Raw genomic sequence first — 13,239 nt, 5'->3', positions numbered from 1 at the left:
TGGTTGCCTCTTTTGTTTTGAATACTACTGTCTGTTGGAGACGACCTTGCAACTACAACTGATTTGCGAAGATGCTACCCAAATCGATCATCTAAATGACTTAGCGACCCGTTGGAATTTATCTCATGATGAAAACAGCGAGTTTGCTTTGGTACTGACTTGCGAGCGACTTGAGCTACGTAAAGTCGATGAGCCTAAGCTTGGCGCTATTTTTGTTGATTTAGTGGGAGGCGCAGTCGGTCACAGACGTAAGTTTGGTGGTGGTAAAGGTCAGGCAATTGCTAAAGCGGCAGGTTTAAACAAAGGTGCAACGCCAACTATTCTTGATGGTACAGCAGGCTTAGGGCGTGACGCATTTGTATTGGCTTCGTTGGGCTGTAAAGTGCAGATGGTAGAGCGACATCCAGTTGTGGCTGCATTATTGGATGACGGCCTGCAGAGAGCAAAAAAAGACCCAGATATCGGCGGTTGGGTTAGCGAACGTATGAAGTTGATTCACGCTTCAAGTCACGATGCGCTGGATAAACTTAGCAACGACCCTAACTTCGAACAGCCTGATGTGGTGTACCTCGATCCTATGTACCCACACCCAGAGAACAAGAAGAAGTCGGCTTTGGTTAAGAAAGAGATGCGAGTATTCCAATCTTTGGTTGGCGCCGATCTGGATGCCGATGGCTTGTTTGAGCCTGCGATGAAGCTGGCAACTAAGCGCGTTGTGGTCAAAAGACCGGATTACGCAGCATGGTTAGACGAGCAAAAACCGAGCATGGCAATCGAAACTAAAAAGAACCGTTTTGATGTGTATGTGAAAGCATCAATGACTTAATTGAAGCATCAATAACTTAGATACACGCTAAGAAAATTTCCCGTCATAAATACGATAAATCACCATTTAACACTTGCGATAGTCGCGTTACGGATGTATATCTAACTAAGAATCATTATTATTCTTAGCTGGAGTTGTAGCATGGCTAAACGCTTTTGTAAGTTAAACCGTCGAGATATCACTGAACACCTAGGAGAGATCCACAGCTTGGTTACTGAACCTAAATTTGTGTGTCGTTCTTGTGCGCGTTCTTCGGCGGATCAAGCGAACCTATGCAAACCAACCGCAATTCCACCTCTTGGCTGTCAAAATAAACCCGTTGAAGAAAAAGCCGCATGCGGCCTACTAGCGGAAACATTACCTGCCCCCGAGTTATCGCTTGCGGAAATCAGCGAGACAATTGAGCCGAGCGTACAAATGTTCGATCCAGCCGCTGCTGATATTGCCCCTAATGTTGTAGATAAAAATGCATCACAGAAAAAAGCCAAACTGAAAAAACGAATCGCTAATGCGAGTGGTGATGAAAAAGCCGACCTCAAGCGAGCGAAGAAAGCGGCTAAGAAACAAGAGAAGTACAACAAAAAGCTCGCGAAGATGATTAAGAAGCAGCAAAAGCTGTTTAAGAAAAGTCAAAAACTGGAAAGTAACCTTGAACGTATCAACCTACAACTTGATGACGTCGCTTTCACTGAAACCAAGACTCAGGTAGTGAGCCATAGTCACATTCACTGAAACTGGTACGGATAACTTATTGCTACAACGATGATTTAAAAAGAGCGACCTAAGGTCGCTCTTTTGCTTTTTGGGGTTATCAGAGCTAACTCATTTAGCTCTGCTCACTTAGCTTAGTTTAGTTCACTTAGCTCAGTGAAAGCGGTTAGGCGTTGCTTGTGGATCTCGCAACACGCTTTTTCACCCATGTCTCGTTGACGAATAGAGAGAACAAGATAACCGCGCCGCCAATGGCCAATCGAATCAAGTCGACGTCTCTGTTCCAAATAAGGATGTTCACTACAAGGCCGGCTGGAACTAAGGCGTTGTTCATTACAGCCAGTGCACCAGCATTCACCATGCATGCACCTTTATTCCACATAAAGTAACCTAGCCCCGAAGCAATCAAGCCAAGATAAATCAGGATGCCCCATTGAAGAGTGGTTGTTGGCAGCTTCTCAGGGTTACCTAAGAGTATGAAAGCAACCGAAGCGACGCATAACGCACCCAAATAGAAGTAACCAAATACTGTGCGCTGAGGTAACTCTGTCGATTCCTTCTCCATCACTACTTTGTAAGCAACTTGGCCGATAGCAAAGCACAGGTTTGCACCTTGGACTACGAGGAAACCGACTAAAAAGTTTTCGTTGATACCCGCGAATTTAATGAATACAGCGCCCAATACAGCAATCGCCGCTGTCACTAAATACCACGGAGAGAATTGTCCTTTGAGGAAGTCATAAATAAGCGTGACGTAAATTGGGGTAAAAACGGTAAACAGAAGGACTTCAGGAACGGATAGCAGCAAGAAAGACTGGTAATAGAAGCAGTACATCAGCCCAAGCTGGATACCACCAATCGCCATCAACTTAGCGATCAGCTTACGCGAGATACCTCGAAACTTCAGGAAAGGAAGAAATACAATGCCAGCAAGGGCAACACGCATTAATACAGAGAACCAAGAATCAACCTGACCAGCAAGGTACACGCCGATCAGGCTAAAAGAGAAGGCCCATAAGAGGGTAACACTAGCTAAATAGCTCATATAAAAACTTCGTTAATAAGATATGAGCTGTATGTTACCTAACCTTAATTCATTAGTCTTCTGAATCTCTTAGAGGCACGACCAGCATATCAACCGGCGAGGCATTGATCAGTTGTCGTGTTGAAGAGAGCAATTTGCTCCAGAAGTCTTGATGGTGCCCACAAACCACTAAATCAACATTGAATTCATTGATGGTGTCACACAGTTCATGACTCAGGTCGCCGCTGCCCACTAAGGTGTGGGTAATAGGGTATTGAGCGTGTTCTGCAAAATTTTGTAGCTGAACTCGAGATGCTTCCATCGCGTTGTGCTGGGTTTCTGCCATGTTGATATCAATAAGGCCGGTATAGAGCTCTGCATAATTAATATCGATATGGATAAAAGAGACTTTGGCTTCCAATGGCTTAGCCAATGCTACCGCTTTATCCACAAGTAATTTGCTGTCATCTGATAAATCGACTGCGACCAAAATATGTTTGTAACTCATATCGCTACCTCTTCTATTCATTGCCTAACTAAAGACTAGCACCATGCAATGCCTTTTTTTGCTGAAGTGATCTCATATCCACTGTCTTGCGTAATGTTTGCTCGAAATATTGGTTAACTAATGGCCTGCGAGATATTCATAAAATAGTGATATAGTAGAGAAAACTGAAGATGTAATTAGGAGTCTTAAATGCTATCAAAAACTATGGTAGAGCAACTGAACGATCAAATTAATCTAGAATTTTTCTCATCCAACCTATACTTACAAATGAGTGCTTGGTGTGAAGATAAAGGATTTGAAGGTGCAGCAGAGTTTCTGCGTGTTCATGCAGTCGAAGAAATGGAACACATGCAGCGTCTTTTTACTTACGTAAGTGAGACAGGTGCAATGCCAATTTTAGGTGCGATTGAAGCGCCAAAACATGAATTTGATAGCCTTGGGGCTGTGTTCCGTGAAACTTACGAACATGAGCAAATGATTACTCAAAAGATCAACAAACTGGCTCACGTTGCTTTCAGCACACAAGATTACTCAACCTTTAACTTCCTGCAATGGTACGTTGCAGAGCAACACGAAGAAGAGAAGTTGTTTAAAGGTGTATTGGATAAGCTAGAGCTTGTTGGTGAAGACGGTAAAGCATTGTTCTTTATTGATAAAGACTTAGCGCAATTGGCAAAAGATGGTTCATCTTCAATTATGGAAGCTCCTGCCGTATAGGTAGTACGAGAAAGACACTGATTATCTTTTTCTTTTGAGTTTTCTTATGAAGATGTAAGGAGGAAAGGATGATCAGCGGCGACACTATTCTATTTGCACTAATGGTTGTGACTTGTGTGAACTGGGCGCGTTACTTTACTGCGCTAAGAACACTCATTTATATTATGCGAGAAGCACACCCTCTACTATATCAACAAGTAGATGGAGGTGGTTTCTTCACAACCCATGGCAATATGACCAAACAGGTTCGCCTGTTTAGTTACATCAAAAGCAAAGAGTATCACCACCATCACGACGAAGTTTTTACGTCGAAGTGCGATCGTGTAAGGCAGTTATTCATACTCTCTTCTGCTCTGTTAGGTGTAACCTTGCTGTCTTCTTTCATCGTCTAAGTCATTTAGTACGATTGAAGTAGAGCTTAGATTTTTGGTGTAAAGCTTCGGTTGTTGGTTCGCCAAGCCAAACAGTGGCTTGCTGCTGTCTGCAAATTGTACAATTGAACATCAATTGCAAAGTTTAAAATTGCCGCTAAAATAGCGAGCAATTAGTAAGGATGTGCTGTTTATGCACATCCTTTTTTATTGATGGCATTTCGAGAACAGGGCGTACTCGGGCTGCACAAGTGAAGAAAAGCAGAACCACATGAGTGAAAAATTTGATGTAATCGTAATTGGTGCGGGTGCCGCTGGCTTAATGTGTGCTGCGGAAGCGGGCAAACGCGGCCGACGAGTGCTGGTGGTTGATCATGCAAAGAAACCGGGCAGAAAAATTTTAATCTCAGGTGGCGGTCGTTGTAACTTTACTAACTATGATGTTTCAGCCAACAATTTCCTGTGTAACAACCCTCACTTCGTGAAGTCAGCTTTATCTCAATACACCAACTGGGATTTTATCTCGATGGTGAGCAAGTACGGCATTGAGTTCGAAGAGCGCGATCACGGTCAGTTGTTCTGTGTGAATGACCACACAGCAAAAGACATCGTGAGCATGCTGCTTGACGAGTGTAAGCAAGCGAAAGTCGAACAACGCTACCGTTGTGATGTTCACTCCATCGAAAAAACAGACGCTGGCTTCAAGATGCACCTCAATACCGACGAAGTTGAGTGTGACTCACTCGTTGTAGCGACAGGCGGTTTGTCTATGCCTAAGCTAGGCGCAACGCCATTTGGCTATAAGATTGCAGAGCAGTTTGGTTTGTCTGTAATGCCGACTACCGCAGGTTTAGTGCCATTCACTCTGCACAAAGAAGATAAAGAAGCTTTCGCTGAGCTTTCTGGTATCGCAATTCCTGCTGAGATCACAGCGCAAGACGGCACTTTATTTAAAGAAGCGTTGCTGTTTACGCACCGCGGCTTATCTGGTCCTTCGGTACTGCAAATCTCTTCATTCTGGAAAGCGGGTCAATCGGTTTCTATCAACCTAGTACCTGAAGTAGACCTTGCCGAGTTGCTTGAAAATTCTCGCGAGAAACACCCTAATCAGAGCCTGAAAAATACCTTGGCGAAAGCACTACCAAAGCGTTTTGTGGAAGTGCTGATTGATCGTAAAGAGCTTGAAGACAAGCCGCTTAAACAGTTCAATGAAAAGCAGCTTAGTGGCATCGTTGAGCACCTAGAGAACTGGAAAATTGCACCAAATGGCACTGAAGGTTATCGAACTGCCGAAGTGACTCTAGGCGGAGTGGATACTGATCACCTATCTTCGAAAACCATGGAGTGTAAGAGTGTGCCTGGCCTCTACTTTATCGGTGAAGTAATGGACGTAACGGGTTGGTTAGGGGGTTATAACTTCCAATGGACTTGGTCGTCTGGTTGGGTTGCAGGCCAAAACGTATAGCACACAGGCTTTAGGTTTGGATGCTATTATTTTCTTGGGATGAAGTATTATAGGTTACCTGATTTTATCTATTCCATTGTATTAAATAGTTAGTTGCGACTTTGCTAAATTGAAGCTACCTACGTACATCCAAGCCCGTCTTTACAAATCGTATCGAAGCTGTCTTTTGGCCCAATCAATTTCGATTCAGGTCAGTAAAGAGTTCATCATCACTTATCCGCTGCCTACTTTTCGCAACTGAATTATAAATTAGCAGGGAGCGTTCTATAGTTGGGCTATCATTTAGGTTAATCAAAGGCGGTAATTGAATGAAAAATAAATCAATTATAATGGCAGGAGCCAGCGGCCTTGTTGGCTCTGAGGTGCTCAAAGTGCTATTGAATGACGGTCGAACGGAGCACATCTATTGTGTTCTACGTCGACGTCTGGAATGTGAGCAAACTAAGTTAACTCAGATCATCAGTAATGACTTACAAATCCAGAAAGAGCAAGTTGATATTCCGCCAACCGTTGGTGTGATTACACTTGGCTCAACAGTTAAGAAAGCAGGCTCAAAAGAAAAGTTACGAGATATTGATGTTAACTTAGTGGTAGAGACTGCCAAAGTAATGAAAGCCATTGGTGTTTCTCGGATTTTTGTTCTGTCTTGCTTAGGTGCTGATGAGAAGTCTCGTTCCCATTATCTTCGGTGTAAAGGGGAGATGGAAAAAGAAGTTATGCAGCTGGGGTTTCAAGAAACTATTTTCATTCAACCCGGGCCTTTAGCTGGCGAGCGTTCGGAAGTTCGAAATGATGAAAGACTACTACAGTTAGTGAGTAAGCTAGTTAAACCAGTCATGAAAGGGAAGTGGGCGAATTATGCTCCTATTCAGGCAAGCACAGTGGCGATGGCACTGGCTAAGCTTATTCATTTAGAACATTTTCAGTCAGTAGAAAGAATGACTTCGTCACAAATGATAAAGATTATAAGTGATTGATGTTTTAATTATTTAAATGAGGGGTTTGCAATGAATCAGACAAAAGTAAAAAGCATTCTATTGGCAGCAGGAGCGATGAATGTTGGTGCTGTTTTACTGTTTTCACGCTTTTTTACGAATAGTGCCATTAACGAAGCCGATCCCGTTGTAATGTCGAACTTTGGATTGATTATGATCGTCGTTTGGGGTTTTGCGTACCTTGGGGCTGCAACAATCAATGCGAACATCAAATATCTTGCTGGTGCTTTCTTTATTGAAAAGTTGGTTTATGTGGTTGTTTGGGTGAATTGGCTTTCCAATAATACGCTATCACCAGTATATGAAGCGGATACGATGGCTGGCGTGTTTTACACAATTTATGGCGTAAATGATTTTATATTTATGATCTTGTTTTTCATGATATTTAAGTCCAAATTTGAAATGAAAAACAACGGTTGAATATCGAACATTCAGACTTACAACTTAATGTTATCTTACAGAAAAATGGCGAGTCATATGACTCGCCATTTTTGTATCTAACATCTAATTGAGAAAATTAGACTATATCGATAGCTTTTCGTGCTCAATCGAGTCTTTTAGCTCTTATTTACGTAGGGTTTTTCTTTGAAAACTTGATCTGTTGAATCACCAAACCAGCAATGATTAGCAGTAAGCCAAACAGTGTCGCTGGGTGAATCTCTTCGCCAATGATGGTTGAAAGTAGCATTAGCGAAATAAACGGTGAGGCAAAAATTAGGTTGCTGATACGTGCCGTATTGTTGGTTAGCTTGAGTGCTGATAGCCACAAGACAAAGGTAATGCCCATCTCGAACAGGCCAACATAAGTCACAGCCATCCAACCTTTCGCTGTGATTTGGCTAAAACTCTCGCCTTCGTAAATGGTTAAACCGATCGCGAAGGGCAATGCCACTAAGAACCCAAGCAGTACACCCACCACAGGGTCAGCCTTGTTTTTGGTATTGAGAATCCAGTAGCCCGCCCAAAGCAAGGTTGAAAGCAGCGCCAGTGCCACACCGAGTGGGCTATCGAACTGCATGCCTAATACATCACCTTTGGTTGCAATGACTACCACACCCGCATAGCTGAAGGTACACGCAATCCAATCTTGTTTACGAATCTTTTGTCCCAGAAACACCGCAGCCATTAAGGTTAGCGTGATAGCCCAGCTGTAGTTAATGGCTTGAGCTTGAGATGCAGGCAGCAGGTCGTAGGCTTTGAATAGAATCAGGTAATAGGCCAGTGGGTTAACCAAACCGAGCAGTAAGTAATACCAAGGGTTTGAAAGAAACGTGGTACTCAGCTGAGAAAGCTTGCCTTGAAACGCGCAGACTGCGATCAGCGCAATCGACGACACAATGCTGGCGATGGTCAGCATTTGAATCGGTGAAAACTCAGCAAGGGTCAGCTTAAAAGCAGTAGCGACTGTTGACCACAGTAATACCGCAGCAAGGCCAAAGCCCAAGGCACGACGTTCGTTCATAGCAACTCATTCTAATTTGATGGGACAGAATACGGAGCGCCTAGTCTATCTGTCGAATTTTAATACGGCAAACTGGACATTTATCCAGTATCAAAATACCATTTAATGAGTTATCTCCAATTAGGCTAAATCATTATCATGCAATGGATTATCGAACATCAGGCAACGCTTATTGCTGCTATTTCCGGCGCGCTCGTCAGCGGCGGAGTGGTGGGCTGGTGGATCAAACAGAAGTTCTCTTTTCAGCAGCGACTTCTTGAACAGCAACTAGAGTCCGACCGTTTGCTGCATGAGTCACAACAATCTCAGCTTAAATCTTCACTCGCAGAGGCACAACAAGAGCTCAATGAGTTGGATGATGATCGAGACAAAGCGGCATTTGAACTTAAGCAGGCACATGGCAAGGTGATGGCTGCTATGGAGAAGCTGCGCTATTTTGAAGCCGTGAAGCAAGAGCGCCAGCAGTATGCCGATGATATTAATGTTCTTAAGGAGCATAAGTCTGAGTTGGAGGCTGAGCTTCGTGAGCAAGAAGCTAGGCACGACCAAGAAAATCTCGCCAACAGTGAAAAACTGCAATTGTTAGAGCAGGCAGAGTCCCGATTGAAACAGCAGTTCGAACTGTTAGCGAATCAACTGTTTGAGAGCAAAACAGCCAAGGTCGATCAACAAAACAAGCAAAGCTTAGAGGGTTTGTTATCACCGCTGAGAGAGCAGTTAGAGGGCTTTAAGAAGCAGGTTAATGATAGCTTCAGTCAAGAAGCCAAAGAACGTCACACCTTAGTTCATGAGCTTAAAAACCTACAACGCCTCAATGAGAGCATGACGCGTGAAGCGGTTAACCTGACTCAAGCGCTAAAGGGTGATAATAAACAACAAGGTAACTGGGGCGAAGTGGTGCTGGCTCGTGTGTTGGCGGATTCTGGCTTACGAGAAGGCCACGAATACCAAACGCAAGTGAACCTACAAAACGATGCCGGCAAGCGTTACCAGCCAGATGTGATTGTGCATCTGCCACAAGACAAGCAAGTGGTGGTGGATTCAAAAATGGCTTTGGTGGCGTTTGAGCGTTACTTCAATGCTGAAACTGATCAACAACGTGATGCTGCATTACGTGATCACTTGGCTTCATTGCGCGCGCATATTAAGGGCTTAAGTCAAAAAGATTATCACCAACTTAAAGGCATTCAGAGCCTTGATTATGTGTTGATGTTTATTCCGGTAGAACCTGCGTTTCAGGTGGCTATTCAGGCTGATCCTAGCTTGGTCAAAGACGCGATGGAACAAAACATTATCTTGGTCAGCCCTACGACCTTGCTGGTGGCACTGCGCACCATTGATAACCTGTGGCGCAACGAAAGACAGAACCAGAATGCACAAATCATTGCAGAGCGCGCGAGCAAACTTTACGACAAGCTGCGCTTGTTTGTGGATGATATGGAAGGTCTTGGTAGCTCATTAGACAGAGCCAACCAAAGCTACCAAGGTGCCATGAATAAGCTGGTGACTGGTCGTGGTAATGTGATTCGTCAGGCCGAAAGCTTTAAGCAATTGGGTGTCGAGGTGAAGAAACCTATCTCGGTTGGCTTGGCGGAAATCGCTCAAAATGAGGCTTTTTCAGAAAATGCCTCCTTAGTAGAAAGACAACCCGCTGAGGATAAAGTAAACTAATCGGCCGCAGCGCCTCTAAAGAGAGAGTGTACTGTCGATGAGAACTTACCATGGTAGATAACAGCATTATGGACACAAGCGTGCAGACAAATTCAGCAGTAGAGTCAGAAACCACACACTTTGGTTTCGAAACAGTCGCGAAAGACCAAAAAGTCGCGAAAGTAGCAGAGGTATTTCACTCTGTAGCCGCTAAATACGACATCATGAATGACTTAATGTCGGGTGGTGTTCACCGCTTGTGGAAGCGATTCACGATTGATTGCAGTGGCGTTCGCCCGGGTCAACGTATCCTCGATCTTGGTGGTGGTACTGGTGACCTTACTGCGAAATTCTCGCGCATTGTTGGTGAAAAAGGCCACGTGGTTCTTGCTGATATCAACAACTCAATGCTGAATGTTGGCCGCGATAAACTGCGTGATAGCGGTATTGTCGGCAATGTACATTACGTTCAAGCTAATGCTGAAGAGCTGCCATTCCCAGACAACTACTTCGATTGCATTACCATCAGCTTCTGTCTGCGTAACGTAACCGATAAAGACCAAGCGCTGCGTTCAATGTACCGCGTACTTAAGCCGGGCGGTCGTCTGTTGGTTCTTGAGTTTTCTAAGCCAGTGCTTGAGCCACTATCAAAGGTTTACGATGCATACTCTTTCCACCTATTGCCAAAAATGGGTGAGCTGATTGCTAACGATGCAGACAGCTATCGTTACCTTGCAGAATCAATCCGTATGCACCCTAACCAAGAAACCTTGGAAGGCATGATGCAAGAAGCGGGTTTTGAAAATACTAAATACTTCAACCTAACGGGCGGCATTGTTGCGCTGCACCGTGGTTACAAGTTCTAGTCGAACTTGGTAGCAGGCTCGTTGAGTGTGCTAAAAAATAAGAATAAAGATACAACGGATAGGTTAACGCTTATCCGTTTTCAAAGGTAAGGACAGTCATGCCATTTGATCCATTGGTCACCGCGGTTATTGAAACCTCTTTAAATACTTTCGTGAACGATGATCCAGCTTTGGTTCGTCGTTTGTCTCGTTTAAAGGGGCAGATCATTCAAGTTAATTTGAAAGAGCTGAATAAAACTCTCACTTTCGTTTTTAGCCAACAAATCGATGTGTTGTCTGACTACGAAGGACAACCTGATTGCTACCTATCTTTGAACCTATCGGTACTGCCAGAACTGCGTGAGCAATCGAACATCACCAAACTGATCAAGCAAGATAAGCTGATTTTAGAGGGTGATATTCAACTGGCTCAGAAATTTGCTCAGCTAATGACAGACTGCAAGCCTGACTTGGAAGAGTGGCTATCGCGCGTGACTGGAGATGTGGTTGCCCATACCTTGGTACAAGGCGTTAAGAATGTTGGTGGCCTTGTGGCTAAGCAAGCGACTAAGCATCAAAACCATCTCGCTCAGGTATTAACTGAAGAGTGGAAGATTGCACCAGCGCCATTAGAAGTGGCACATTTTTGCGATCAGGTTGACGACGTGAAAAGCTCAGCTGCACGTCTTGAAGCTAAACTGAACGCTCTGTTGGAGAAAGCATGACCCCAACAGAACTGAAACGTCTTTATCATATTATCAAGGTACAGTTGGAATACGGCCTTGATGAGTTGATGCCTGAGCACCAGTTGACCAAGGCTCCTTTGCTGGCGAGAAAGTCACTGTTTTGGCTCAAGAACAAACATCAAGATAAAGAATTGGGTCATCGCTTGCGTTTAGCGTTGCAAGAATTAGGGCCTGTTTGGATTAAGTTTGGTCAGATGATGTCAACGCGTCGCGACCTATTTCCTCCTCATATCGCTGATCAGCTAGCACTATTGCAAGACCAAGTGGCGCCATTTGATGGTCAATTGGCTAAACGAGATATGGAAAAAGCGCTCGGTGGTAGCCTAGATAACTGGTTTACCGACTTTGATATCGAGCCATTGGCTTCTGCTTCTATCGCTCAGGTGCATACCGCAAAGCTCAAAGAGAGTGGTCGCGAGATTGTTCTGAAGGTTATTCGCCCTGATATTCGCCCGGTGATTGACGCAGATCTAAAACTGATGCACCGAATGGCGCGTATAGTCGCTAAGTCGCTTCCTGAAGCACGTCGTTTGAAACCGGTTGAAGTCGTTCACGAGTACGAAAAAACGTTACTTGATGAACTAGACCTGCGCCGCGAGGCGGCCAATGCCATTCAACTACGACGTAATTTTGAAGGCAGTGAAGAGCTGTATGTTCCAGAGGTTATCCCTGATCTAAGCAGTGAAACCCTGATGGTTTCAGAGCGTATCTACGGTATTCAAGTATCCGATATTGAAACGCTAAACGCCAACGGCACTAACATGAAATTGCTGGCTGAACGCGGTGTGACGGTATTCTTCACCCAAGTATTCCGAGATAGCTTTTTCCACGCAGACATGCACCCGGGCAACGTATTCGTTAACCCAGAGAATCCAGATAACCCTCAGTGGATTGGTTTGGATTGTGGCATTGTCGGCACGCTCAACAGTGAAGATAAGCGCTATTTAGCAGAGAACCTGTTGGCTTTCTTTAATCGAGATTATCGTAAAGTCGCCGAGCTGCACGTTGATTCGGGTTGGGTGCCACACGACACCAACGTCAATGATTTTGAGTTCGCGATCCGTATGGTGTGTGAGCCAATTTTTGCAAAACCACTTGGTGAGATCTCATTTGGCCATGTGTTGCTAAACTTATTTAATACAGCAAGACGTTTCAACATGGAGGTTCAGCCTCAGTTGGTACTTCTACAGAAGACCTTGTTGTATGTGGAAGGGCTAGGTCGTCAGTTGTATCCGCAACTTGATTTGTGGGCAACCGCCAAGCCTTTCCTTGAAACCTGGATGATGAATCAGGTGGGGCCGCAAGCTGTGATCAATGCAGTAAAAGAGCGCGCGCCATTCTGGGCAGAAAAACTGCCAGAGCTGCCAGAGCTGCTTTATGACAGCTTGCGCCAAGGTAAAGCGATGAACCACAGAATGGATCAGCTTTATCAAGGTTACCGAGATAGTAAGCGTCAGCAAGCAACTGGAAAGTTTTTGTTTGGCGTTGGAGCCACTTTAGTCGTATGCTCCGCAATATTAGTTTCAAGCCCTTATGAGCAGCTATCTATGGGCTGTGGCATCGCAGGTGTCACATTTTGGTTGCTTAGTTGGCGAGCTTACCGTCGTTAGACAGTAGACTCTCTTAATATTTTTTATGTGTAGACAGACCCGAGGACAATGACAATGGGTGGTATCAGTATTTGGCAACTTCTAATCATTGCTGTAATTGTAATTTTACTTTTCGGAACAAAGAAACTGCGCGGCATGGGTGGTGACTTAGGTTCAGCGGTGAAAGGCTTCAAAAAAGCAATGAGCGATGAAGATAAGCCTGCAGATAAGAAAGACGCAGACTTCGAACCAAAGAATATTGAACAGCAGAAGACAGAAGCTAGCGCTGAAACAACTGCTGAAACAAAGAAAGACAAAGAGCAGGCGTAA

General features: G+C 44.4%; 15 protein-coding genes. 12 read left to right on the top strand and 3 right to left on the bottom strand.

Features of this window, described 5'->3' with window-relative positions:
• Positions 1–46: 46 nt before the first annotated feature.
• Together AB6D07_RS01910 and AB6D07_RS01905 are read left to right on the top strand one after the other, a co-directional pair.
• A complete protein-coding gene (locus tag AB6D07_RS01910; protein ID WP_017103433.1) occupies positions 47–826 on the top strand; it encodes a class I SAM-dependent methyltransferase in 780 nt (259 codons plus the stop codon).
• A gap of 141 nt (positions 827–967) precedes the next feature.
• The gene (locus tag AB6D07_RS01905; RefSeq protein ID WP_017103434.1) at positions 968–1,558 is read left to right on the top strand and encodes a hypothetical protein; all 591 of its coding nucleotides are present in this window, start codon (positions 968–970) and stop codon (positions 1,556–1,558) included.
• Positions 1,559–1,703: 145 nt separating this feature from the next.
• Here AB6D07_RS01905 and AB6D07_RS01900 read toward each other — a convergent pair whose 3' ends face one another.
• Together AB6D07_RS01900 and uspA are read right to left on the bottom strand one after the other, a co-directional pair.
• Positions 1,704–2,582 carry a carboxylate/amino acid/amine transporter gene (locus tag AB6D07_RS01900; RefSeq protein WP_017103435.1) on the bottom strand — a complete coding sequence of 293 codons (879 nt, stop codon included), beginning with the start codon at positions 2,580–2,582 and terminating at the stop codon, positions 1,704–1,706.
• Between the two features lie 52 nt (positions 2,583–2,634).
• Positions 2,635–3,069 carry a universal stress protein UspA gene (uspA, locus tag AB6D07_RS01895; protein WP_009848061.1) on the bottom strand — a complete coding sequence of 145 codons (435 nt, stop codon included), beginning with the start codon at positions 3,067–3,069 and terminating at the stop codon, positions 2,635–2,637.
• A gap of 189 nt (positions 3,070–3,258) precedes the next feature.
• On the opposite strand from uspA, the gene ftnA reads away from it, so the two are divergent.
• The 5 genes from ftnA to AB6D07_RS01870 all read left to right on the top strand — a co-directional run bounded on the left by ftnA (position 3,259) and on the right by AB6D07_RS01870 (position 7,037).
• The gene (gene ftnA / locus AB6D07_RS01890) at positions 3,259–3,786 is read left to right on the top strand and encodes a non-heme ferritin (protein ID WP_004735556.1); all 528 of its coding nucleotides are present in this window, start codon (positions 3,259–3,261) and stop codon (positions 3,784–3,786) included.
• Positions 3,787–3,854: 68 nt separating this feature from the next.
• Positions 3,855–4,178 carry a universal stress protein UspB gene (gene uspB / locus AB6D07_RS01885; RefSeq protein WP_009848060.1) on the top strand — a complete coding sequence of 108 codons (324 nt, stop codon included), beginning with the start codon at positions 3,855–3,857 and terminating at the stop codon, positions 4,176–4,178.
• A gap of 250 nt (positions 4,179–4,428) precedes the next feature.
• Complete coding sequence (locus tag AB6D07_RS01880) at positions 4,429–5,622, top strand: NAD(P)/FAD-dependent oxidoreductase (protein ID WP_009848059.1); 1,194 nt, start codon at positions 4,429–4,431, stop codon at positions 5,620–5,622.
• A 308-nt stretch (positions 5,623–5,930) separates the two neighbouring features.
• A complete protein-coding gene (locus AB6D07_RS01875) occupies positions 5,931–6,599 on the top strand; it encodes a nucleoside-diphosphate sugar epimerase (protein WP_017103436.1) in 669 nt (222 codons plus the stop codon).
• A gap of 30 nt (positions 6,600–6,629) precedes the next feature.
• Complete coding sequence (locus AB6D07_RS01870; protein ID WP_017103437.1) at positions 6,630–7,037, top strand: hypothetical protein; 408 nt, start codon at positions 6,630–6,632, stop codon at positions 7,035–7,037.
• Positions 7,038–7,185: 148 nt separating this feature from the next.
• Here the strand turns inward: AB6D07_RS01870 and AB6D07_RS01865 are convergent, their stop codons facing one another.
• Positions 7,186–8,079, bottom strand: coding sequence for a DMT family transporter (locus AB6D07_RS01865; RefSeq protein ID WP_017099240.1), 894 nt, complete (start codon positions 8,077–8,079; stop codon positions 7,186–7,188).
• 138 nt (positions 8,080–8,217) lie between these two features.
• On the opposite strand from AB6D07_RS01865, the gene rmuC reads away from it, so the two are divergent.
• The 5 genes from rmuC (at position 8,218) to tatA (ending at position 13,239) form a co-directional block, all read left to right on the top strand.
• Positions 8,218–9,750 carry a DNA recombination protein RmuC gene (gene rmuC / locus AB6D07_RS01860; protein ID WP_017103438.1) on the top strand — a complete coding sequence of 511 codons (1,533 nt, stop codon included), beginning with the start codon at positions 8,218–8,220 and terminating at the stop codon, positions 9,748–9,750.
• A 65-nt stretch (positions 9,751–9,815) separates the two neighbouring features.
• Complete coding sequence (gene ubiE, locus AB6D07_RS01855) at positions 9,816–10,595, top strand: bifunctional demethylmenaquinone methyltransferase/2-methoxy-6-polyprenyl-1,4-benzoquinol methylase UbiE (RefSeq protein WP_029222994.1); 780 nt, start codon at positions 9,816–9,818, stop codon at positions 10,593–10,595.
• A gap of 98 nt (positions 10,596–10,693) precedes the next feature.
• Positions 10,694–11,299 carry an SCP2 domain-containing protein gene (locus tag AB6D07_RS01850; RefSeq protein WP_017099242.1) on the top strand — a complete coding sequence of 202 codons (606 nt, stop codon included), beginning with the start codon at positions 10,694–10,696 and terminating at the stop codon, positions 11,297–11,299.
• The gene (gene ubiB, locus AB6D07_RS01845) at positions 11,296–12,930 is read left to right on the top strand and encodes a ubiquinone biosynthesis regulatory protein kinase UbiB (protein WP_009848053.1); all 1,635 of its coding nucleotides are present in this window, start codon (positions 11,296–11,298) and stop codon (positions 12,928–12,930) included. The genes AB6D07_RS01850 and ubiB overlap by 4 nt, the downstream gene beginning before the upstream one ends.
• Positions 12,931–12,984: 54 nt before the next feature.
• Entirely contained in the window at positions 12,985–13,239 is a 255-nt protein-coding gene (tatA, locus tag AB6D07_RS01840; RefSeq protein WP_009848052.1) for a Sec-independent protein translocase subunit TatA, read from the top strand.

It is taken from the genome of Vibrio sp. 10N.239.312.C11 (assembly GCF_041466065.1).
GTDB lineage: Bacteria > Pseudomonadota > Gammaproteobacteria > Enterobacterales > Vibrionaceae > Vibrio > Vibrio tasmaniensis_A.
Note: the sequence above shows the minus strand (reverse complement) of the source record. Positions and strands in the feature narration are given on the sequence as shown.